The sequence below is a fragment of the Psychromonas sp. genome (assembly GCF_047632955.1).
Classification (GTDB): Bacteria; Pseudomonadota; Gammaproteobacteria; order Enterobacterales; family Psychromonadaceae; genus Psychromonas.
Window position 1 is genome coordinate 18752 of record NZ_JBLIED010000014.1, and the last position, 23687, is coordinate 42438.

The 23687-nt window shown below is 41.9% G+C and carries 24 protein-coding genes; 5 read left to right on the top strand and 19 right to left on the bottom strand.

Going from position 1 to position 23687, the window contains the following annotated elements; translation table 11 throughout:
• Positions 1-200: 200 nt before the first annotated feature.
• The 6 genes from ACJAZP_RS10320 to ACJAZP_RS10345 form a co-directional block, all read right to left on the bottom strand.
• The gene (locus tag ACJAZP_RS10320) at positions 201-1088 is read right to left on the bottom strand and encodes a hypothetical protein (protein WP_415230656.1); all 888 of its coding nucleotides are present in this window, start codon (positions 1086-1088) and stop codon (positions 201-203) included.
• A 71-nt stretch (positions 1089-1159) separates the two neighbouring features.
• Positions 1160-1510, bottom strand: a complete 351-nt coding sequence (locus ACJAZP_RS10325; RefSeq protein ID WP_415230657.1) for a hypothetical protein — start codon at positions 1508-1510, stop codon at positions 1160-1162.
• A gap of 23 nt (positions 1511-1533) precedes the next feature.
• The gene (locus ACJAZP_RS10330; protein WP_415230658.1) at positions 1534-2136 is read right to left on the bottom strand and encodes a PilW family protein; all 603 of its coding nucleotides are present in this window, start codon (positions 2134-2136) and stop codon (positions 1534-1536) included.
• A gap of 4 nt (positions 2137-2140) precedes the next feature.
• Entirely contained in the window at positions 2141-2560 is a 420-nt protein-coding gene (locus tag ACJAZP_RS10335; protein ID WP_415230659.1) for a type IV pilus modification PilV family protein, read from the bottom strand.
• Positions 2557-3060 (bottom strand): GspH/FimT family pseudopilin, encoded by a 504-nt coding sequence (locus ACJAZP_RS10340; protein WP_415230660.1) that lies wholly within the window; start codon positions 3058-3060, stop codon positions 2557-2559. The genes ACJAZP_RS10335 and ACJAZP_RS10340 overlap by 4 nt, the downstream gene beginning before the upstream one ends.
• Positions 3061-3064: 4 nt before the next feature.
• Positions 3065-3454: a type IV pilin protein gene (locus ACJAZP_RS10345; RefSeq protein WP_415230661.1), complete on the bottom strand. Its 390-nt coding sequence runs from the start codon at positions 3452-3454 to the stop codon at positions 3065-3067.
• Between the two features lie 453 nt (positions 3455-3907).
• Here ACJAZP_RS10345 and ACJAZP_RS10350 point away from each other — a divergent pair, with 453 nt between their 5' ends.
• A complete protein-coding gene (locus tag ACJAZP_RS10350) occupies positions 3908-4102 on the top strand; it encodes a serine dehydratase beta chain (RefSeq protein WP_415230662.1) in 195 nt (64 codons plus the stop codon).
• Positions 4103-4699: 597 nt separating this feature from the next.
• Here ACJAZP_RS10350 and ACJAZP_RS10355 read toward each other — a convergent pair.
• From ACJAZP_RS10355 to ACJAZP_RS10375, 5 genes are read right to left on the bottom strand one after another with little or no spacing between them, the layout of a single operon-like run.
• Positions 4700-6757, bottom strand: coding sequence for a hypothetical protein (locus ACJAZP_RS10355; RefSeq protein WP_415230663.1), 2058 nt, complete (start codon positions 6755-6757; stop codon positions 4700-4702).
• Between the two features lie 23 nt (positions 6758-6780).
• Positions 6781-7359 (bottom strand): PilW family protein, encoded by a 579-nt coding sequence (locus ACJAZP_RS10360; RefSeq protein WP_415230664.1) that lies wholly within the window; start codon positions 7357-7359, stop codon positions 6781-6783.
• A gap of 1 nt (position 7360) precedes the next feature.
• A complete protein-coding gene (locus tag ACJAZP_RS10365) occupies positions 7361-7774 on the bottom strand; it encodes a type IV pilus modification PilV family protein (protein WP_415230665.1) in 414 nt (137 codons plus the stop codon).
• Positions 7771-8235 carry a GspH/FimT family pseudopilin gene (locus tag ACJAZP_RS10370; RefSeq protein WP_415230666.1) on the bottom strand — a complete coding sequence of 155 codons (465 nt, stop codon included), beginning with the start codon at positions 8233-8235 and terminating at the stop codon, positions 7771-7773. The genes ACJAZP_RS10365 and ACJAZP_RS10370 overlap by 4 nt, the downstream gene beginning before the upstream one ends.
• Positions 8236-8239: 4 nt before the next feature.
• Positions 8240-8605, bottom strand: a complete 366-nt coding sequence (locus ACJAZP_RS10375) for a type IV pilin protein (protein WP_415230667.1) — start codon at positions 8603-8605, stop codon at positions 8240-8242.
• A gap of 780 nt (positions 8606-9385) precedes the next feature.
• Here ACJAZP_RS10375 and ACJAZP_RS10380 point away from each other — a divergent pair.
• Positions 9386-10756, top strand: coding sequence for an L-serine ammonia-lyase (locus tag ACJAZP_RS10380; RefSeq protein WP_415230668.1), 1371 nt, complete (start codon positions 9386-9388; stop codon positions 10754-10756).
• A gap of 104 nt (positions 10757-10860) precedes the next feature.
• Here the strand turns inward: ACJAZP_RS10380 and ACJAZP_RS10385 are convergent, their stop codons facing one another.
• The 3 genes from ACJAZP_RS10385 to ACJAZP_RS10395 form a co-directional block, all read right to left on the bottom strand.
• Entirely contained in the window at positions 10861-11271 is a 411-nt protein-coding gene (locus ACJAZP_RS10385; RefSeq protein ID WP_415230725.1) for an FKBP-type peptidyl-prolyl cis-trans isomerase, read from the bottom strand.
• A 177-nt stretch (positions 11272-11448) separates the two neighbouring features.
• The gene (locus ACJAZP_RS10390; RefSeq protein WP_415230669.1) at positions 11449-11922 is read right to left on the bottom strand and encodes an NYN domain-containing protein; all 474 of its coding nucleotides are present in this window, start codon (positions 11920-11922) and stop codon (positions 11449-11451) included.
• 104 nt (positions 11923-12026) lie between these two features.
• Positions 12027-13316, bottom strand: a complete 1290-nt coding sequence (locus tag ACJAZP_RS10395) for a DEAD/DEAH box helicase (RefSeq protein ID WP_415230670.1) — start codon at positions 13314-13316, stop codon at positions 12027-12029.
• Positions 13317-13553: 237 nt separating this feature from the next.
• Here ACJAZP_RS10395 and ACJAZP_RS10400 point away from each other — a divergent pair, with 237 nt between their 5' ends.
• A complete protein-coding gene (locus tag ACJAZP_RS10400; RefSeq protein WP_415230671.1) occupies positions 13554-15149 on the top strand; it encodes an ABC-F family ATPase in 1596 nt (531 codons plus the stop codon).
• Positions 15150-15226: 77 nt separating this feature from the next.
• Here ACJAZP_RS10400 and ACJAZP_RS10405 read toward each other — a convergent pair whose 3' ends face one another.
• Positions 15227-16084, bottom strand: coding sequence for a hypothetical protein (locus ACJAZP_RS10405; RefSeq protein ID WP_415230672.1), 858 nt, complete (start codon positions 16082-16084; stop codon positions 15227-15229).
• A gap of 457 nt (positions 16085-16541) precedes the next feature.
• Here ACJAZP_RS10405 and ACJAZP_RS10410 point away from each other — a divergent pair, with 457 nt between their 5' ends.
• The gene (locus ACJAZP_RS10410; RefSeq protein WP_415230673.1) at positions 16542-17594 is read left to right on the top strand and encodes an aldo/keto reductase; all 1053 of its coding nucleotides are present in this window, start codon (positions 16542-16544) and stop codon (positions 17592-17594) included.
• 112 nt (positions 17595-17706) lie between these two features.
• Here ACJAZP_RS10410 and clpB read toward each other — a convergent pair whose 3' ends face one another.
• From clpB to rluD, 3 genes are all read right to left on the bottom strand, one after another.
• Positions 17707-20280: an ATP-dependent chaperone ClpB gene (gene clpB / locus ACJAZP_RS10415; protein WP_415230674.1), complete on the bottom strand. Its 2574-nt coding sequence runs from the start codon at positions 20278-20280 to the stop codon at positions 17707-17709.
• A 129-nt stretch (positions 20281-20409) separates the two neighbouring features.
• The gene (pgeF, locus tag ACJAZP_RS10420) at positions 20410-21174 is read right to left on the bottom strand and encodes a peptidoglycan editing factor PgeF (protein WP_415230675.1); all 765 of its coding nucleotides are present in this window, start codon (positions 21172-21174) and stop codon (positions 20410-20412) included.
• Positions 21167-22135, bottom strand: a complete 969-nt coding sequence (rluD, locus tag ACJAZP_RS10425) for a 23S rRNA pseudouridine(1911/1915/1917) synthase RluD (RefSeq protein WP_415230676.1) — start codon at positions 22133-22135, stop codon at positions 21167-21169. The genes pgeF and rluD overlap by 8 nt, the downstream gene beginning before the upstream one ends.
• Before the next feature lie 196 nt (positions 22136-22331).
• On the opposite strand from rluD, the gene ACJAZP_RS10430 reads away from it, so the two are divergent.
• Entirely contained in the window at positions 22332-23090 is a 759-nt protein-coding gene (locus ACJAZP_RS10430) for an outer membrane protein assembly factor BamD (protein ID WP_415230677.1), read from the top strand.
• Between the two features lie 157 nt (positions 23091-23247).
• On the opposite strand, the gene glnB is transcribed toward ACJAZP_RS10430, so the two are convergent.
• Entirely contained in the window at positions 23248-23586 is a 339-nt protein-coding gene (glnB, locus tag ACJAZP_RS10435) for a nitrogen regulatory protein P-II (RefSeq protein WP_415230678.1), read from the bottom strand.
• Positions 23587-23687: the final 101 nt, after the last annotated feature.

Here is a 23687-nt window from a genome sequence, read left to right on the forward strand (position 1 = left end):
TCCTATAAAATATGGCCAGTTACTTGAGCTGCAGATAATCCCGACCAAGCCGGTGATTCCCCTGTATTTAGCCTGGAAAGTGGTTAACCGGGACAAAGCCTTAAAAATGTTAGATGAGATGTTAGGGGGTAATACGGCGTTGATTAAATGTTAAAAGGCCTATGCAGGCCTTTTTGTTAATTATGCTTAGCTGAGCTTTATTATTCGTCAGGGTAATAATAAGCAACGGAGGAGTATGAGGTAGGTGTATTATTTTCTCCAGCAATATCATTTATATCGGCAAGGGCTTCATCGTAATGGATCGCGGTTGCACTTGATACTGAAACTTCGTTACCACGTACCGACCCCATTATATTGCCTCCTCCTGTCAACGATACATTACCGTTTGGCATATAAACCCTTGCATAGATTTCCGCATTACTGGTTACGGATAAGCCAAGGTCTTCATCTTTTTTAGTTGGGGTGCTTATATAAGATGAATAGATGCTTACAGGAACTTTATTGTCTGCATCAATACTCAATGCGTTACCGTTTGCATAAACAGTCGTGGTATTATTCTTTATATCAATTTGACCAGCAGTATATATGGTTAATGAACTGGATGTATTAGCCAGCGTAAATGCTGTGTTTTTAGTGGTGATATCACCTTTGACATAAATGGTTACATCACCCGTTATTAATACATCGTTACCTGTCGTGTTAAATTCATTATAAACATAAACATTTCCGTCCGTAAAAACATTAGAATTTTTATAGATTGTGCGGACAGTTCCACCTGTAGCAGCAATTTTATTTATTTCCCCTTCCTGGTCAACGCCATCATCATCAGTGTAATCAACCATATGAAGCGGATCACAATCACCAAGGTCGTCTGTTGAATTGGCCATAACATCACCGGATACGCTATTGACTTTTTTTACACCTATTTCCCCAGAGGCAGTGATACTTCCATCAACCGATCCACTAGAGTCCACCTCGGCTCCCCCATCAGTAACAGTAATATCACCATTCTTCAATGAATTACTGGTAGTGTCATAGGCTCCATTTCTTGAATCATAACTATTAACGAAGCCATTTTTTACTGTCACTCCTTTACAGCCCTTAACCGCATCGTTAAAAACACTGCTCCCACTCTCCTCACTGGCTTTTATGGTTGTTTTTAAATAAGCAAAAGCACCGTTAGCTTCGCCTTTACTGGTAAAAGTAAATGTATGTCGACCAAAATAATATCTTGCAGGGTAGATACATTTCCAGTATTAGTATATGGAGTCTTATTAAGATTCGTCTCTATGTTTTCATTTGAAGTACCTAATACATTTTGCGCTTCTATATACACAAAGGCATCAAAAACACCCTTTTCTGCAGCAAGGCGCGCATTGATCTCTTTCTCCTGGTTACCGGCTATCCGCTCCTGCAGGCGATTTTCACTGAATTGAGAAAATGCCAGCATAGTGGTAATAGTGGTGATAATAAGCACCGATACCAGTACAAATCCTTTTTGCTGTTTCATATATTTTCCTTTTTTTGAACCACTTAGTCAGCTAAATCCAATAATATTTTTTGCCGCAATGCTAAGGTGAACATTAACCCGCCAGCGGTTTTCATGGATTCGGGCATTCCATCTATTTTCATAGTTACCTTTACGCCGTCATAAATAGTAGCGCCAGTACTGTCAGCATGGCTAATTGCTGTAAATGTTAACGTTTCAACACCTAATGCAATCAATTGCTCATCGATACCGATACCATCATCGCAATACAAGCCATCACCATTCGAGCTATAAGTATCGGTAGGTGTGCTACCCGATATGAGCTGATTTCCTAAGCAACTATATAATTTAGGGTCATCTGTCACTTCGCCATATTCAGCCAATAATTCAGTGTTACCTGCACCGCTAATAGTAAGGCTTCCCGCCTGACGTATCGAACGCGACATTAGATAAAATGCCCCCCGTAATGACTCCTGCGCTTTTGCCAAATCCTGAGCAGTGCTTATGCTGCTTTTTAATGAGCTGTACAGCGTGGTGCAGGCAAAGATCAATATTAAACTGATCAGCATGGCAACCAGCAGTTCAACTAGACTAAATCCCGCCTGCGGTGCTATTTTTTTGTTAAAATTCAAATTTTTAGTCTGCATTTTATTAACTTCCACAACTGCTATAAGGGAATGTAACATTTAAGGTTAATGTATTATTTGCAGCAGATTCAGGTGTATTAAAACGCCGATCGGTCCAACTGACAGTCACATCTGTACTTTGTGCATATGAAGCAGGAGGGCTATCTGCTTGCGTAAGCATTCCGGCAGAAGTGATTTCATTTCTCCATTTTTGGCGGATCTGCCCATAAGTTCCACTCGCAGATGAGCTTTGTGCATAACATCCCGCCCAGACGGCATCGACAAAACTGTTCGCTCGAATAGTTGCCACGGTATAGTTAAAACTCGACTGCGATGACTTTAGAATATACACCTCCATCTGTGCTAGCCCCAGTAACGCGACCCCGGTGATAAACATCGATACCAGTACTTCAAACAAGGTGAATCCTTTTGCAGTTTTTCTCATGAGCAGGACTCGCCTTTTTCAGGATATCGGAATACGCTTTGCCCGCTTGCGTATATGCATAATAGACTCGTTTTACTCGCACCAGAAATCGTAAAACTGATGCTACTCACTAACGATCCTCTCCCTTTCACAGTCACAGTATCGCCTGCACCAGAAGCAATGATAGTAATACTTTCATGGGGAATCCGACTTACGAGCAACGGAGTAGTACTAGTACTACTGCTTAAGACCTGCCATCCTAACCATTTTTCTTTTCCATCAGCAGTAGTAACTGTCGTCGTCGCCTTTAATATCATTGAATGCGATGTTTTTAGCGCTTCATTACGTGCAAAACGGTAGGCGTTGTTCAGTTCATTGCTCGCCACTGCAAAACGCTCGTTGGCCATAAAAGTGTTATAACTTGGTACAGCGACCATGGCTAATATGATGATAATGGCCATGGTGATTAATAATTCCAGTAAGGTCAGGCCCTGTGAGTTTTTTAGGGAAAAATATTTCATATTACTACCAGCAACCGCTAGGCGTGGTTTTCCCTGCCTGATTAATAGTCATTTCATCACACTCATCACCGTCGTTAATGCCACCTACGACTGGCTTCGCCTTAATAGTAAAGGTGTCAGCGGCATTACTTGTTGGTACAAAAGTATAACTATCCGGACTATCGATGGCTGCGATCACAACTGAGGCTGTTGGAACCGAGATAGGATACCCCCCCTGGCGCGCACTGATTCGTTCAAACTGCTGTGCCATTTTAGTTAAGGCAAGCTGTGCGGTCACGCGATTGGCTTTTTGGATATGGGCTTGGTAAGAGGGCAAAGCAATAGCAGTCAAGATCCCAATAATCACGATCACAATCAGTAATTCAATAAGGGTAAAACCTTGTTTTTTTTTCATAAAACAACCTATTTTATTAAGGGGCTGCATCAATTCAGACGATTTTAGTTATTTTTTTATCGCCTTCTAATAAATCGATTAATTTTCAAATCATACAAAAAATGGGTTTTGTTTTAGATCAATTTAATAAATAAATTCTAAGTTGATCATTCTTTTCTGTCTCATATGCCGAGTTTATGCGAGACTCGCTAAACCTATAGTCTAATATTACGCAGAAAAGATCAACAAAAACAAAAACTTTGATCAATGAAAAACAAAATACTTGATCAATAAGCGACGGACCTAGCTGGATTAAAAACAACCAAAATCATTAATTTTCACCACTAAGATAGCTTATTTTATTCAGGTATCGGGAATCAAAAAATGAGCATTTTTTGATTGATGAAATTAAAAATATTCTCTCTATTGTTATGGCTTTACTGCATATTCAGAATAATATGTAGGAATTCCCTCATGCTTTCAATTTTTGATATCTATAAAATCGGTATTGACCCATCAAGCTCAGACACCAATGGTCCTATTGCAGGTTATCAATTTACTTTATTGATCGACAAAATACTGCCTTCAGTAAACGAAATCAGGGTGGATCTGTTTGGATATTTTGCGCTTACGAGTGAAAGAATCATACCGACAAAGCAGTATTGTTAGATTTGTTAGGCTTTCAGCCTGAAAAATTAAAACAAAAAGTGCCAATCAACTGATTAAAAAGGTGAAAAAACCTTAAAAAAGCCACAGAATTAGCTGTTGGTGATGCTCGTAATAAAATCAAGCAGTCCTTGAATTTAGTTCTGCGCAGGAGGTGTTAAGCAAAGCGCATTGACGGGAGAGTGCAGAAAAATGAATTGGCTTTTTACGACCCAAAAAGGGATAGATCAAATATGCGAAATGATAGGTTTGTGTCTACAACGCGGTTTACAAACCGAAGCTATACTTGAGGGCCGGTTAAATATCATACGGAGTGCCACTGGATTGCGCATTCGCTGAGCAGTGAAATATGCCTAAAAATTAAGACGCATTTAGCGGGCTTTTACCTTTTACAAGATGGCCAGTTGATTGAGCTGCAGATAACTCCGCCCCGGCCGACACTCCCTTTATATTTAGCCAGGAAAGAGGTGAATCAGTGTAAAACCTTAAAAAGGATTCGCGAAATGCAGATCGAAAATAAATCGTTAATTAAATGTTAGAAGCGGGTTTATTTATTAAACCCGCTTTTATTAAGCGCTCTTTTTATAATCAGGATTAGTTCTAACCAGCGGCAGCAACTGCTGTATTATAAGCAGTTAAAGCTGTCTTAGTAGCCTCAATAGCATCCACATAAACAGCTTTTGCAGTATTGGCGGTAGCAGTAGCAGTTTCTACAGCATCTGCTATGCATTTCTTTGTCTGCCCTTTGTTTTTATCGCTACAAGCTGTACTGGCAGCAGCATCATCAGCGGCAGTATTAGCATCCGTAGCAGCATCAGCATAAGCTTGTTGCGCTAAATCTTCAGCATCTTCAGCATCTTGATAATAGGTTTCTGCAGTAATTACAGCTGCGTCCGCTAATTCCGCTGCTTCTATTGCTTCTATTGCTTCCATTGCCTCCAATATATCTTCTTCTGCCGCTGTAATTATTCCCTCAGCGACCCCCGTGGCCGTATCATCTATTCCTTTTGCTATCGCCGCTAACTCTGCTTTCTCCTCATCCGTCGTTGTTCCCTCGGCAATCAACGCTGCCGCTGCCGCCGCTACCCACCTTGCTTCTGCTTTTGCCGCGTATTCGGTGCAAGCCGTTGTTTTCACTAGCGTTTCAGCTACCAACGTGGTCAATGCTGCTCTCTCTGCTGCTGGCGCAGCTGCTACCATAGCTGTCCCTGCATTAGCAACCACTATTGCTAAGTCTGACGCCGCTGTTGATGCAGCTGTTGCAGCTATTGCCGCCGCTGCCGCTCCGTTGTATTCGCTGTATTCGCCAAATGTGTGAGAGCTGTATCCACATAATCCGCTGTCTTCATCATCGTCTACCGTGGCGACGTCGGTACTGCTTTCGCAGTACTCCGGAGTGTACGTGGAATCCGTTTCAGGGTAGTAATAATAATTCGAACAGTATGAGACTAAGCCCGTTGCACCCGAATCACCAATACCACTAAGACCTTCATCGTAATGGAATTGCCCTGCACTGGATGTGAATGAAACTTGGTTACCACGTACCGCTCCCATAATATTACCTCCCCCTGTTAACGATATATTGCCGAATGGCGCATAAACCATTGCATAAATCTCTCCATTACTACCTATGGTAAAAGCAAGATCTGAATCAGAAGTACTTTCATAATTAGAATAAATAGTCAGAGGGACGTCACCGTCTTCATTAACGCTGAGTTCGCTACCGTCTGCGTAAACAGTAGTGGTATTAGAATTTATATCAATTTGGCCAGCAGTATATATGGTTAATGAACTGGATGTATCAGCCAGCTTAAATGTTGTATTTTTAGTGGTGATATCACCTTTTATATAAAGAGTTACATCACCCGTTATTAATACATTGTTACCTGTCGTGTCAAATTCATCATAAACATAAACATTCCCGTCCGTAAAAACATCAGTACTTTCATAGATTGTGCGGACAGTTCCACCTGTATCTGCAATATCCGCCATTACAGTCGCAATGCCAAGCGGATCACAGTCACCAAGGTCTGCGCTTGAATTTGCATCAACCTTGCCGGATATATTGTCTGTTTTGGCTAAATTTATTTCCCCAGAGGCAGTAAGACTCCCATCAACCTCTCCACTTGCCACCACATCGATATCCCCTCCAACAACAGCGACATCTCCATTCTTCAACGGAGTAATATCGCCATAAGCTCCATCTCCAGAGTTATAACTATCAACCTTGCCATTTTTTACCGTTACCCCCTTACAGCCAAGGAGCGCATAGTCAAAAATACCGATCGGTTTAAAATATATTGCTGTCTTCAAATAAGCATTGGCATTATCAGCTACACCTTTACTCACAAAAGAAAAGTTACGGTCAACAAGTTGAATATTTTGGAGGGTATAACCTTCATCATTAGTAAAATCAGTCCCTTCAAGACCCGTTTTGATAGAATCATTTGTACTACCTGATACATTTTGATCTTCTATATATTCAAAGGCAGCAAAAACACCTTTTTCGGCTTCCCGTCGTGCATTAATTTCTTTCTGCTGGTTACCGGCCATCCTCTCTTCCATACGATTCTCGCTGAGTTGCGAAAATGCCAGCATGGTTGTAATAGTGGTGATAATAAGCACAGTTACCAGTACAAATCCTTTTTGCTGCTGCATATATATTCCTTTTTTTAAACCACTTATTCAGTTAAATCTAATAATACTTTTTGCCGTAATGCTAAGGTGAACGTTAGCCCGTCCGAATAGGAAGAGGATGGCATGCCATCTATTTTCATGGTTACCTTTACACCATCTACAATAGTACCGCTAGCATGACTAATTGCCTCAAATGTTAAGGTTTCAACACCTAATGCAATCAGCTGTTCACCTGACCCATCATCACAATATAAGTGAGATAAGCCGTCATCATCTGTTGCAGTAAAATAGGAATCAGTACTTCCGGCGGAAGAGATCGTATTGCCTAGACAACTGTACATGTCATGATTGATTAGACTGCTATACTTAACAATCAGTGGTGTCCCGCTAACATCGATACCGTCGGCCTGATATAGCGAACGGGATAATAAATAAAATGAGCCGCGTAATGATTCCTGCGCTTTTGCCAACTTCTGAGAAGTGCTTATGCTACTTTTTAATGAGCTGTACAGCGTGGTACAGGCAAAAATCAAGATTAAACTGATCAGCATAGCAATTAGCAGCTCGATCAGCGAAAATCCGCCCTGCTGCGCTTCTTTTTGGGTAAAATTATTAGTCTGCATATTATTCACCACAGCCACTATCTGGAAATTCAACATCTAATGTCAAGGTGTTATTTAAATCATCATCGGTGAATCGCGGATCAGTCCACCTGATTGTTACTATTGAAGTCTTATCTGCTGATGTATAGGTTTCTGTAGCAGTCATACCGGCATCAGATACTTCAGCTATCCAATCAGTGCGAATCTCTGCATAGGTATTTAGCGATGCGGATGCCTCTTGTGCGTTACACAAATCCGCCCATACGGCGTCCACAAAACTATTTGCCCGAATTGTCGCCACCGTATAGTTAAAACTCGACTGCGATGACTTTAGAATATAGACCTCCATCTGTGCTATTCCCAATAGCGCCACTCCGATGATAAACAGCGATACCAGCACTTCAAATAAGGTGAATCCTTTTTCAGTTTTTTTCATGAGCAGACCACTGATTCTAATTGACTTTGACCGCTTGATAATATGGATAGGTTGCTACATTTGCTGGTACCGATAATCGAAAATGTTGCACCACCGTCAGATAAACTCCCCATCCCCAATACTGTAATCGCTGTGCCGGAAATAATAATACTTGAATGGGTTGTTTTACTTTCGAATAATATATCTCCACTGCTATTTTTCACCTGCCATTTTGTCCAATTCCCGTCGTCATCCACAGTCACCGCGTCTAGCGTCATTGAACTCGAGGTTTTTAGCGCTTCATTACGTGCAAAGCGGTAAGCGTTGTTCAGGTCGTTGCTCGCCACGGCAAAGCGCTCATTGGCCATAAAAGTGCTATAACTGGGCACGGCGATAGTGGATAAAATGATGATAATCGCCATGGTGATTAACAATTCCAGTAAGGTCAGGCCCTGTGCATTTTTTAGGGAAAAATATTTCATATAACTACCAGCAGTCACTAGGGGTGGTTTGTCCCGCCTGATTAATAGTCATTTCATCACACTCATAATCGTCATTTACAGATCCTTCGATAGCCGTAGCGGTGATCGTAAAAGTATCGTCATCACTAACAGCTGTAATCTCATAAGTAACAGTGTCCTCAGCACCCAGAACATATGTTGAATAATCGCCTTGACGCGCACTGCTTCGCTCAAACTCTTGTGCCAGTCGGGTCAAGGTGAGTTGTGCGTCAATTCGGTTAGAGGTGCGGATATATTCTTGATAAGAGGGTAAAACAATAGCAGTCAAGATCCCGATAATCGCGATCACAATAAGCAGTTCAATGAGTGTGAAACCTTTATTTCTTTCCATACACAACCTGTTTCATCCCATTAAAGAAGTGTTTTAGATCAACTTGTTACCTATTTTATTTTACATACATTCCGAAAAAATAATAATCATTAAATCATCATGTTTAAATCGTTAAATAACCGCCATTGCACGGCAAAGTAAAATTAATTTATTGAATAAATTCAACTTTCATTCCAGATATTCCTGGGGAAATAAATTTCTTTTTAATCAACAAATTACAAGTGTGGGACGAAAAATTAGAAATAAGATCATATTTTATCAAAGGACAACAAGATTAATAATATTCGCTTAGGAGCATACCCTGAAACTAAAAAGATGCTCAGGTACCGTTACAAACACCCTAGCAGCTGATTGTAAAAAACTGCTCAGCAGATTCCTTTCTATCGACTTAGTTCGGATATCAAAACAATAATGACAAATCTGATTTTTTGAATACAAAATTAGAATATAAATGATCAAAAAATGACTAACATTACGTAGAGAAAGGCTAAAATTAGACAGAAATTTAACCCAATACCAACTCTAATGTTATAAACAGCTTATTTAATTAAAAATGCTCTTAGGGGCAGTAAAAAATGAATGGTTAAGTTTATACTTAATCTAAATATTGAAACTTGTTCGAAAGAGATTAGCTATGCAGCGGATAAAGGAAAATGACGGCTTTTGATGAATATTCCGTTAAAAATATCCTCGCTATTGTTAAGACTTTACTGCATATTCAAAATAACGTTTTTTACCTGAAAAACACCTTTTTGCGCGACAACATTTAGGAATTCCCCCATGCTTTCAATTTTTGATATCTATAAAATCGGTATTGGCCCATCAAGCTCACACACTAATGGTCCTATGATTGCAGGTTATCAATTTACTTTATTGATCAGTAAAATACTGCCTTCGGTAAACGAAATTAGGGTGGATCTGTTTGGATCTTTAGCTCTGACCGGTAAAGGGCACCATACCGACAAAGCGGTATTATTAGGTTTATTAGGCTTTCAGCCTGAAACAATTAAAGTAAAAAGCGCTAATCAAATGATTGAAAAGGTGAAAAAAACCTTAAAACTGCCACTTTCAAATGAAAAGTTAATCGACTTTAATCCTCAAGAGCAGATTAAATTCCATTTTGAAAATCTGCCGCTGCACGAGAATGGGATGTCGATCAGTGCTTTTGATGTTAACGGAGCACAGCTTTGCAGTGAGACCTATTATTCTATTGGTGGCGGGTTTATTAAAACAGCCGCAGAATTGACCAGTGGTGAGACCCCAAATAAAATCAAGCTGCCCTTTGAATTTAATTCTGCGCAGGAGCTGTTAAGCAAAGCAGACCGCCAGGGTTTAAGTATTGGCGGGTTAGTGCAGAAAAATGAATTAGCTTTTCGCAGCCAAAAAGAGATCGATCAAAAGACCGATCAAATCTGGAAAGTGATGTGTTTGTGTTTACAACGCGGTTTGCAAACCGAAGGCATACTTGAAGGGGGATTAAATGTCACACGACGCGCCCCGGCGTTATTAAAAACACTTGAAGCTAACCAGGCAACCGATAGCGATCCGATGACTATTATTGATTGGGTTAACCTCTATGCTTTTGCCGTCAGTGAAGAAAATGCAGCCGGCGGGCAGGTAGTCACATCGCCAACCAACGGCGCGGCGGGGGTTGTTCCCGCGGTCTTAACCTACTACCATAAATTTATTCATGAATTAGACACCAAACAATTAAAAGACTTTCTCGGTGTATCGGCTGCGATCGGCATGCTTTATAAAATGAATGCGTCAATTTCCGGTGCAGAGGTCGGCTGTCAGGGCGAAATAGGGGTTTCATCATCCATGGCGGCAGCGGGTTTAACGGCCATTCGCGGCGGCAGTAATGAGCAAATCTGCATGGCGGCTGAAATTGCCATGGAACATTCGCTCGGCATGACCTGCGATCCGGTCGGTGGTTTAGTACAGATTCCGTGCATTGAACGTAATGCCATGGGGGCAATGAAAGCCATTAATGCCTCGCGCATGGCATTAAAACGTAACAGCAAATCAATTATTAGCTTGGACAGGGTCATTGAGACGATGTTTCAGACCGGCAAGGATATGCACAGAAACTACCGGGAAACATCACTGGGCGGGTTAGCGATTATTCACATCGCCCCGCCCTGTGAATAGTTTTGTTAAGTTTAAATAGGTTTAAATAAGTTTTGCGCTATTAAAACGGTCACCACGATAAGGTAACGGGGCCGTTTTAAATGTTGCGCAGATCATCTTTAAAATTAATTAATCGCAATTAACTCAACATCAAAAATCAGCAATGAACCCGATGGGATTTTCCCCGTAGCACGATTACCATAGGCTAAACGACTGGGAATATAAAAACGGAATTTATCCCCTTCGACCATCAACTGCACTCCCTCGGTCCAGCCGGCGATAACCTGATTCAACCCAAATGAGATGGGCGTACCGCGATCCACTGAACTGTCAAAAACAGTGCCGTCTATTAACATGCCGTGGTAATGCACTTTTACGTTACTTTTAGCCGTTGGATGTACTTCGCCAGCGCCTTTTTCTAATACTTTATACTGCAAGCCAGAAGCCGTGCTGAGAACGCCCTCTTTAGCTTCGTTGACAGCCAGAAAATCGGCACCTAGTTGAATATTTTGCGGCGCATTTTTACCTGCATTCATGCGCTGAAAGACAAAAAATGCGGCGAGTAAAAGTAGTACAATAAGAATAATTTTTGACACAACAACCCCCTTTAAGTAAGAAAAAAGTGACTTTACTAAATTTTCATGCAGAACGAAATGATTACTGCTTTTATTTTGGATTAGCGATGATGGCTATAAAGTGCTCGCAGGTTAATCTTACAACAATAAATCACCGGCAATCGGGTAAAATACGGTCGATGCATCAATCAGGGCTTTGGCGGTTAATTTAGGCACACCATAAGCGATGGTTTTAACGCCGTAAGCCTGTTTCACTTTATCAAATAAAATGGCAAAATCACCGTCACCGGAAAGTAAAACAACCGTATCTACCTGCGCCGCGGTTTCCATAATATCGATGGTGATACCCACATCCCAATCGCCTTTGGCGGTGCCGTCACTGCGCTGAATAAAGGGTTTAAGTTTCACTTCAAAGCCTAAGTGGGTCAATACGTCTTGAAATTTTTTCTGCTGGTTATCGCCGCGATCAATGGCATAGGCATAGGCCGCCACAATCTCCCCCTGCTGCTCGAGCTGTTGCCATAATTTGCGGTAGTTAAACTGTTTCCCGTAGGCCTGACGGGTGGTGTAGTAAATATTTTGCACATCGGCAAATACTGCAATTTTTTTCACGCGTTTGTATACCTTCTGTAAGTTGTTACCTGACAAAAAAAAACCTTAACCAAATTAATTGGTTAAGGTTTTTTTATCAAGCTAATTCGTTAACTTTACAATCACTATGAACCGCTGACAAAATTACCGCGGACTGAACGATGTCTTTTGTTAGCCGCTGTATTGGCTGCAGAGCGTTGCCCATCACGATGATCCGAATGCGGTTTTTTTGGCTTTTGCGGTTTAGGGTCACGACCATCCAGTGCTGAAGGCGGCAACGGCTCACCGGGCTCAAAACCTGCGAGGATTTCACGCGGAATCACTTTTTTAATTAATTTTTCAATGTCTTTAAGCAGTTTAAATTCTTCGTTACAAACCAGAGAGAGCGCCTGCCCTTCGTTACCCGCACGACCCGTACGGCCTATTCGGTGCACATAATCTTCGGACACATGGGGTAAATCAAAATTAACAACCTGTGGTAAGTGGTCAATATCGATACCACGCGCGGCAATATCGGTGGCCACTAACACGCGCACCTGGCCTTCTTTGAATCCGGCTAGGGCTCTAGTACGTGCAGCTTGACTTTTATTGCCATGAATAGCGGCAGCAGTAATGCCACGTCCATCCAGACTTTTAACCAAACGGTTAGCACCGTGTTTGGTTTTTACAAAAACCAATACCTGCTGCCAGTCATTTTGTTTTATCAGGGTACTCAGGACAATGGATTTTTTAGTTTTATCGACTTCATAAACCGTTTGGGTGACATTTTCTGCGGTGGTATTACGCGGGCTAACTGAAATTTCAACGGGGTTATTCACTAACCCTTTTGCCAGGCGGCGAATATCGGGAGAGAAAGTTGCAGAGAACAGTAAGTTCTGGCGTTGTTTCGGCAATACCGCCAAAATACGCTTAATATCGTGAATAAATCCCATGTCCAGCATACGGTCAGCTTCATCTAAAATCAAAACTTCTAATTGTTTAAAGCTCACTGCATTCTGGTTGTAAAGATCGATTAAACGCCCCGGGGTCGCCACTAATACATCCACACCCTGACGCAGAATCTGCATTTGCGGATTAATTTTCACCCCGCCAAAGACGACTGCGCTGCGCAGCGGCATATTTTTACCGTAAGTTGCCACGCTGGCATGAACCTGAGCCGCCAGCTCACGCGTTGGTGTTAGCACCAATGCACGGACCTGATTTGATTTTGGACGGTTACCTTTTTCTAACAGGGTTAATAACGGCAGCGTGAAACCAGCAGTTTTACCTGTTCCCGTTTGTGCTGCTGCCATCACATCCTTACCTTCTAATATGGCAGGAATAGCCTGAGCTTGAATCGGCGAGGGTTCTGTATAGCCTTGCTCTTTGACCGCTTTAAGTAGTGAATCGGGTAAACCTAATAAATCAAAGCTCATAATTAATCTCTTGGTTGTAAAGTTGCAAAAGCGCGTAGCTTACAGTAACCCTAGATTAAGTGCTACAACCCAGTTGGCAAATTAATGAGCAAAATTCGTACAAATGCGACGTGATTAACCTCACATTTTCTGTATAATAGCGTCACAATAAAATTGTAGGGTTAACAGCTCTAACACAAACCATATACACATAGCGGCGTTTACCCGTAAACGTCGCCTTGAATTAGGAAAAATGCCTTGTTAAGTACAAACAACATCACCATGCAGTTTGGTGCAAAACCTTTATTTGAAAATATCTCAGTTAAATTTGGTAATGGTAACCGTTATGGCCTGATTGGCGCCAACGGATGTGGTAAATCAACATTCATGAAAATTTTAACCGGCGATCTTGAGCCAAGTGCCGGTAATGTTGCTAAAGATCCTAACGAACGTGTCGCAAAACTGCATCAGGACCAGTTCGCTTTTGAAGAGTTCTCAGTACTTGATACGGTATTAATGGGTCACAAAGAGATGTGGGCGGTGATGGCTGAGCGTAATCGCATTTACAGTCTTCCTGATATGAGCGAAGCAGACGGCATGAAAGTGGCCGACCTTGAAACCGAATTCGCAGAGATGGACGGTTACACCGCCGATTCCCGCGCCGGAGAATTATTACTGAGCGTTGGTATCCCGCTGGATCTGCACTACGGTTTAATGTCGGAAGTGGCACCGGGTTGGAAACTGCGTGTGCTACTCGCACAGGTTTTATTCTCAAATCCAGAAATTATGTTACTTGATGAGCCGACCAATAACTTGGACATTGATACTATCCGCTGGTTAGAAGACGAGTTAAAAGCCCGTCAATGTACTATGGTTATCATCTCCCATGACCGTCATTTCTTAAACTCAGTTTGTTCCCATATGGCCGATATTGATTACGGCGAATTACGTTTATATTCCGGCAACTATGATCAATATATGACCGCAGCAACACAGGTTCGTGAACGTCTATTGTCCGATAATGCCAAGAAAAAAGCGCAGCTTTCTGAACTGCAGGATTTTGTTAGCCGTTTTTCTGCCAATGCATCAAAAGCCAAACAAGCCACCTCTCGTGCAAAACAGATGGATAAAATCGTACTGGATGAAGTGAAACCATCAAGTCGGGTTAATCCTTATATTGTTTTCAAACAAGAGAAAAAACTGTTCCGTACTGCACTGGAAGTCACTAAGGCCTGTAAATCTTTTGATAAAGTCTTGTTTAAAGACTTTAACCTGATGATTGAAGTTGGCGAACGTATTGCTATTATTGGCCAAAACGGCGTGGGTAAAACAACGTTATTACGCACTTTAATGGACCACACTCAATTAGATTCAGGTCAGTTTAAGTGGTCTGAAAATGCCCACTTAGGTTATTACGCACAGGATCATGCTTACGCTTTTGAAAAAGACCAAACTTTAATGGAATGGATGAGTCAATGGATGAAACCCGGTGATGACGAACAATCTGTGCGTGGTACATTAGGGCGTTTACTGTTTGGCTCAAACGACATCGGCAAATCCGTGAAAATCATTTCCGGTGGTGAACAGGGCAGAATGTTATTTGGTAAGTTAATGATGGACTTACCCAACATACTGTTAATGGATGAGCCAACCAATCACTTGGATATGGAATCTATTGAATCATTAAACTTAGCGCTTGAAAACTATGCAGGAACACTGCTGTTTGTCAGTCATGACCGTGAGTTTGTGTCTTCATTAGCAACCCGTATTATCGAAATTAAAACAGATAAAATCATCGATTTCCACGGCACCTACAGTGAATACCTTAATAGCCAGGGTGTTGTATCCGCTTAATAAGATTATAATAATCTTCCGTACCAAACGCGGGAATTAAAAAAAGGGCCTAGTGCCCTTTTTTTGTTGTTATGGAATTACTTTTTTAATAAACACAGATACTGCAGGTCATTACCCCATAAATGAATATAGCGACGTTTTTTATCCTTACTCAAGACGCATTTTCCAAATAAGATAAATCCAGCGCCCTCCAGATCAACCGCCTTCTTAATATCAAAACGACTTAACAAATCATCACGATACTTTGAAATGGGTAACGCAACGCCAGAGTCTTCAGCTGTGTTAAGCCAGTTTAAGGTTTTATCCGCACGAGAAATAGTTCCCCAATACATGCGTGGCGCATTATTTTCCGTGGGCTGCGCATTCTTAATATTAACAAACAGGTTTTTAGCGCGCCATTTATGTTTCTCACTGGTATAAATCCAAAGATCAGAATCCGCCAGAGAGCTACCGCGCAGTAAACTAATCAGCAGTTTTTTTAACCCCTGCTTGCTCACCTTTGGCTCTGGATCACCCACTTCTTTATTTTCTTTAACGGCTGCTGGGGCGGTATTAAGCACCTTATTGGGGCTTGTTTTGTGGCTCGTTGATATTTTACCTGATATTTTTTTCGCTTTAACAAGCGGCGCACTAAAATCAATCACTAAGGAATCGTTTTCAAGCAGTACTTTTTCCACTTCAGCAAGCTGTTTTTCCTCCTCAGTTTTACGCGCAGAGGGGTTATACTCAATGCAGTCCGTTTTATGATAACGGGAGCCAAAACAGGCTTGTTTGCCATCAATGGAGGCTTTTCGAAAGTAGGCTTGTTGTTGGCAGACAGGGCAGATTAGAAAATAGCGTAATTTATCTATATCACGCTCCGCTAAGGCCTTAAACTCAAAAATAGAATAGGTTTTAGGCTTGTCAGGATCATAATTACAAATTGCATCTAACATACTTTCCCCTGCAACGGCGGTTCCGTTTTCTGTGATAACTATATCACCCTCCCCCGTCTGATCTGCATAAAAAACTGTCTCTAAGCATCGCAAAATGGGTGTTTGGATTCGACCAAAAGCATAAACTCAAGGGTTTCAGCTTTATTAAGAGCAGAAAATTTGAAATTATGGACTCTAATAAGGCAGTTATACTGCTGAATTTATCAAAACAGTGTAGTCTTTGAATGACTTTATTTACGACAATCAAGCGCGTTTATTTTTAGCCTGTTATACCAAATGTATTAAAGATGTGATCTTGTATTGCATAGGAAAAATTAACACTAGCAAGGCATGAGTTGCAGGAAGTAGTTATTCTCCTTTCAAGACTCATCACGCAGATAGGGTTGATTTTAACCAGCAAGACTAATCACTTATTGATACGTTTGGTATTATAATCGAATCTATTTAAGGAATCAGTATGGAGTTTACAACGTTGGGCAGCAATGGCCTTTCAATATCAAAAATCTGCTTGGGAACGATGACCTGGGGATTGCAAAATAATCAACAGGATGCAAACCAGCAAATAGAGTATTCCGTTGACCAGGGTATTAACTTTATTGATACCGCAGAAATGTATGCCGTCCCCCCTTCCCCGGAGACCTATGGAAAAACAGAAAGTATCCTTGGTAACTGGCTGGCAAAGAATAAAACTCAACGTAAAGATTTGATCATTGCCAGTAAAATAGCCGGTGCCGGTGTGCCCTGGATACGTGATGGCGGCCCGATAACGGGTGAGGCTGTGGAACAGGCGGTGGATGAGTCCTTAAAACGTCTGCAGACAGATTATATTGACCTTTATCAGCTCCACTGGCCGAATCGAACTTCACCACATTTCAGCAAACACTGGCCAAATCAGTTTAAATTCAGTGACGTTAATGCAGAGGAACACACGGCGCAAATGTTAGATATTTTACAAGGACTTAACCGCTGCATTAAAGCCGGAAAAATAGGTCATTGCGGATTATCCGACGATACTACTTGGGGTATTAATACCTATCTCAAATTAAGTGAAAAACACGATCTGCCAAGAATGGTGTCAATACAAAATGAGTTCAGTTTATTACACGCAAAGGACTGGCCTTATTTAATCGAAAACTGTGTCCATGAAGATATTGCTTATTTACCCTGGTCTCCGCTTGCCGGTGGTATGTTAAGCGGGAAATACCTCAATGGTGTACGCCCCGAAGGCAGTCGCTGGACATTAGCGCAGCGTAATGGTTTATTCCGCGATACGCTGGCGGCGCAAAAAGCAATTGCGGCCTATGCAGAGATAGCTAAACAAAACGGCTTTACACCCGCTCAATTAGCGCTCGCCTGGTGCGCTCAAGTTGATGGTGTTAGCTCAACGATTATTGGTGCGACAAGTATGAGCCAATTACAGGACGATATTAAGGCATTCTCAATGCCCTTAAGCGAGCAAGCCTTAACCGATATTGAATCTGTGTTTAAAACCTATCCGGTTCCTTTTTAAGTTAAGCGCATAAAACTCCGCACCTGAAATAGAAAAACCACCGCTAATAAAATGAGCGGTGGTTTTCTAGCCAAACTACTTAAAGATGTAGTTTCAGAGTTTTGCGCGGTATTTATTGAATAAATTCAATTTTTCCATCAACAACATCGGCTTGTATCTCTTTACCCGTTTGCAAACGTCCAGACAGAATATCTTGCGCTAGGGAGTTCTCCAGCAATTGCTGAATAGCACGTTTTAAAGGTCTTGCGCCATAAACAGGATCATAACCCGCATCCACCAATAATTGGATAGCTTGATCCGTAAAGGTGACGTGGTAATCCTTATCCGTAAGACGTTTTTGTAAAGATTGTAATTGAATCGAAGCAATCGATTTAATATGCTCCTTACCTAATGGATGGAAAACCACGGTTTCATCTATTCGATTTAAAAATTCCGGTTTAAATTGCTGCGCTAATATATCCAGCAGATAAGACTTTATTTCTTCATAGCTGACTTTATCAAACTGCTCCTGAATAATATCAGAGCCGATATTTGAGGTCATAATAATCACCGTATTACGGAAATCAACGGTACGCCCCTGGCCATCGGTTAAACGTCCGTCATCTAATACCTGTAATAAAATATTAAATACATCCGGGTGAGCTTTCTCGACCTCATCTAATAAAATGACGGAGTAAGGTTTGCGGCGCACCGCTTCAGTTAAATATCCGCCCTCTTCATAGCCTACATATCCGGGAGGAGCTCCCACTAAGCGCGACACTGAATGTTTTTCCATAAACTCAGACATATCAATGCGCACCATATTGTCTTCACTGTCAAACAGGAAATTAGCCAGTGCTTTACAAGATTCAGTTTTACCCACCCCGGTCGGACCTAAAAACAGGAAAGAGCCGATCGGACGATTAGGATCGCTTAACCCTGCCCGGCTGCGCCGTATGGCATTAGCAATCGCATCAATGGCTTCGTTTTGACCTATCACTCGAGTATGCAGATGGGTTTCCATTTTAAGCAGCTTATCACGCTCCCCTTCAAGCATTTTCGCCACCGGAATTCCCGTCCAATGGGCAAGAATTTCAGCAATTTCATTTTCGGTCACCGCATGCTTTAACAGGGTCATCTCTTGGGTTTCAGCTTGTGCTGCCAGCGCCAGTTCTTTTTCCAACGCAGGTATGATGCCGTACTGCAATTCAGACATACGGGTTAAATCCACAGCCCGGCTGGCAACTTCAAGGTCTAAACGCGCCTGTTCGATGGATTGTTTAATATTTTGTGTACCTGAAAGCGCGGCCTTTTCAGCGCGCCACACTTTATCCAGGGCCAAATAGGCTTGTTCTTTTTCCGCAAGCGAGCTTTCTAAATCAGCCAGGCGTTTAACCGTGGCTTCATCGGTGTCATTTTGCAGCGCCTTTTGCTCTAACTTTAACTGGATAATTTTTCGCTCTAATTTATCCAAATCTTCCGGCTTAGAATCCATCTGCAAACGAATGCTTGATGCCGCTTCGTCAATCAGGTCAATCGCTTTATCGGGCAGTTGCCGATCGGCAATGTAACGGTGGGAAAGTGTCGCCGCCGCCACAATCGCAGGATCGGTAATTTCAACCTTATGATGGAGTTCATAGCGCTCTTTTAAACCGCGCAAAATGGCAATAGTATCTTCAACCGTGGGTTCATCGACCAGGACTTTTTGGAAACGACGCTCAAGGGCGGCATCTTTTTCAATATACTTGCGGTATTCATCCAGGGTCGTTGCGCCAACGCAGTGCAGGTCTCCCCGTGCCAGCGCAGGTTTTAACATATTACCCGCGTCCATCGCACCGTCGGCTTTACCCGCACCCACCATGGTATGAAGCTCATCAATAAAGAGGATGATTTTGCCCTCTTCTTTGGCTAACTCACTCAATACTGATTTTAATCTTTCTTCAAATTCACCGCGGTATTTTGCACCGGCAATCAAGGCTCCCATATCCAGAGACAGTACCCGTTTGTTTTTTAAACCTTCCGGTACTTCGCCATTAATAATACGCTGAGCCAGACCTTCGACAATAGCTGTTTTACCCACACCCGGCTCACCGATAATTACCGGATTATTTTTAGTCCGGCGTTGCAGCACCTGAATCATACGGCGCACTTCATCATCGCGGCCAATAACAGGATCGAGCTTGCCCTGCTCAGCCTGCTCGGTTAAGTCAATGGTAAATTTAGCTAATGCTTTCTCCTGTCCCTCGCCATCCTGATCCGTGACGTTTTGGCCATTACGATTTTTTTCAATCGATTTTTCAACTTTTTGTTTACTTAAACCTAATTTTTTTAAAATCTCGCCTAACCGACCTTTGTCTTCACAAGCGGCGACTAAAAACAGCTCCGAAGAGATAAATTTATCCTGGGATTTTTGGACATATTTGTCGCACAGATTAAACAGCGTATTAAGTTGCGCAGATATCTGCAGATCACCGCCGACCCCGGCAACTTTTGGAAGACGATCCAGTTCAGTGGAAAGTTGCGAGCGTAATGCGCTAAGATCAACCTCCAAATCGGAAAATATTGGCCGCAGTGACCCGCCATCCTGATTGAGCAGAGCAAGCATAATATGAATCGGTTCAATATATTGGTTATCACGTCCGAGTGCTAAGGATTGCGCATCGGCAATTGCTAATTGAAACTTACTGGTTAATTTATCCATACGCATTGGGAAACCCTCAATAATAATGTATACATGAATAATGGTGGTTAATTAAACAATTTCAAGGAAGGAAGATAAAACAGCGGTAGTTTTTTGATAAAAAATTATGAGTTTTGATATTGAGGGACTATTTTTCTACTTGTTAATCCAGATTAAAGTTGCCATTCGCCCGGTGATACCATCACGACGATAGGAATAAAAAAGATCGCTCTGATTAAAGGTGCAGTATTCACTGGCGGTGATTTCAAAAACATTAAATGGCGCTAAGCGTAAACGCGCCAACTGCTGTAAATCAGCCAACCAACGATCTCCACAAGCCTTAAATGCAGATTTAGCTTGTCCGTTTTCAGCAATAAAGGCAGCCCGTACCTCACTACCCACTTCAAAAGCCGTTTTGCCGATACAAGGCCCTAACCAGACCAGTAAGTCCTTGGCATTAACGCCTAACTGCCCGCAAATAGTGTTAATTGATTTTTCAATAATACCATCACATAACCCCCGCCAACCGGCATGGATAGCAGCAACAAAAGTACCAAGCTTGTCGGTAATAAGCACCGGCAAACAATCAGCCGTCATAATAATACAGGGGGTGTTTTTATTATGGCTCCATACCGCGTCGCCGGTCAGAGAACTTGCGGTATTTTCTTCAAGTTTGAGTAAAATAGTGCTGTGGGTCTGATTTAACCAGCAAAGCGGGGTAGGTAAGGATAAAGTATTGGCTAAGGTGCTGCGATTTTTGCCGACAATAAGAGGATCATCACCAACATGTAAACCTAAATTCAACCCGCAATAAGGGCCCTGGCTGACTCCATCAAGTCGAGTGCTGGAATAGGCCCGAATATGTGCAGGAGCAGACCAGTTAGGTTTGAGCAACTGCACATCAGAATATTTATTAACCACCGTGCAGAATCATATCCTGACGTAACGCTTCTGCTAATTCAGCCATATCGGCCGGTAGTGGCGCATGCCATTCCATCATTTCACCGGTGATAGGATGCGCTAAACGTAACATAGTTGCGTGTAATGCCTGACGTCTAAAACCACGTAAAACATCTAATAACGCCTCAGATGCACCTTTAGGTGGACGAGGACGACCGCCATAAACGGGGTCACCCGTCAGTACATGACCAATATGCATCATATGCACACGAATTTGGTGTGTACGACCTGTTTCAAGGCGTAAGCGCAAACGCGTATGGGCACGATATTTCTCAGAGACCCGGTAATGAGTCAGAGCATGTTTACCGCCGGTTGAATTAACCGCCATTTTAACACGATGTACTTTGTCCCGCCCAATCGGAGCATCAACAAATCCACCTGCAGTAAAGCCGCCCATGGCAATTGCTTCGTACTCACGGGTGATTTCGCGCGCCTGCAAACTGGTCACTAAATGTGTTTGTGCCGGCACAGTTTTAGCAACGACCATCAGTCCGGTTGTATCTTTATCCAAACGATGCACAATACCTGCTCGAGGCACTTCAATAATTTGCGGATAATGATGCAGCAGTGCATTCAGGACAGTACCGTCGGGGTTACCTGCACCGGGGTGCACGACTAAACCGGCTGGTTTGTTAATGACTAAAATATCATCGTCTTCAAAGACAATTTCTAATTTAATCTTTTGCGCTTTATAAACCACTTCATCTTCGAGCATCGCCTGCACTGCGACCGTTTGCCCGGTATAAACTTTTTCGCGAGGACGATTAACGACTTCGCCATCAATTTTGACCATATCAGCCAAAATCCATTCTTTAATCCGCGTACGCGAATAGTCAGGGAATAGTGACGCTACTGCCTGATCGACTCGAAATCCGAGTTGTTGATCAGTCACTTCTGCGGTAAGGTTTAACTCTTGGCTCATATATTGTTCTCTTTTCTACACTATTGTTTGTTAGCAAATGGATTGATTATTTTCCCATGCCGGGAGTCATTTAATCAAACCATTATTAATAAGATTCATTTAGCTGTGATACAGTCACATTTTATCTTTTTTAACTTTTCTTTTATGGATTGATAGAAGATACTGTACCTTTATCTGCATTGGCATTATAACACTTATGAAAAAGATCCTCAGACTAATAACGTCCTCTCTTGTGATTGTTTTATTAAGCACCGGCTGTTCATCTAAAAAAGCCGAAAAACCTAAAGTGGAAGATAAACCACCTACGGTACTTTATGAACAGGCAAAACAAGCATTAGAGTCAGCAAGTTTTGAAAAAGCATCTGAAATTTTAGAGGCTTTGGATACCCGTTACCCCTTTGGCCCCCATTCAGATCAGGTCCAATTGGATCTTATTTACGCTTATTATAAACGTAATGAAACCGCATTGGCACTGGCCAATATTGACCGTTTTCTACGCCTCAATCCGACCCATCCGGATCTTGATTATGTTTATTATATGCGTGGATTAACCTATATTGCCTCAGATCAGCAATTTTTCCAGGACTTATTTGGTGTTGACCGTTACAACCGGGCGCCAAATAATTCAATCCAAGCCTTCAAAGACTTATCAAGAGTTATTAAATATTACCCGAACAGTGAATACGCTGCCGATGCACAGCAGCGAATAATATATCTTAAAGATCGTTTAGCACGTTATGAAATTAGCATTGCGCAGTGGTATCTCAAACGTGAAGCTTATATTGCCGCTATCAACCGCTGCAAAATAGTCTTAAATAATTACCCCGATACGCCATCGGTTGAACAGGCACTGGAAATCATGATTGCAAGTTATGATGTATTAGGGATCGCAGAGCCTAAAAGCAATGCATTGGCGGTATTAAAGTTAAATTACCCGAAAAATCCGCTGCTTTAGGTTTTAAGAATTAAAATTTTAATTTCAATTCCTGATGGTTTTAAAGAGAGAAACGGCCTTACGGGTAATATTCAAGTACTAGATATGACGCAATAGGCTATAAAAGAATATAAAAAAAGGAGAACTGAGTTCTCCTTTTTTTATGCTGCACAAGTGACTAAACGGCTTCATTGTCCTCTTCACCGGTACGAATTCGAATAACACGTTCAACGGGCATAACGAAAATTTTACCATCGCCAATTTTCCCTGTTTGCGCGGTACTCATAATGGCTTCGATACAACGGTCAACATCTTCTTTTTTAACCACTAATTCTATTTTCACTTTGGGTAAAAAATCAACCATGTATTCCGCACCGCGATAAAGCTCAGTATGTCCTTTCTGACGACCAAACCCCTTGACCTCAGAAACCGTCATCCCGGTGATATCGATATCGGCAAGCGCTTCACGAACATCATCCATTTTAAACGGTTTAATTATTGCTTCTATTTTTTTCATAGAGATCTCTTTATGTTATTTTAAACGAAAATATATCTCACTACTTTAATACTAATTACAGTAAATATACAGATAGAAAACGCAAAAAACGCTACAGCCGT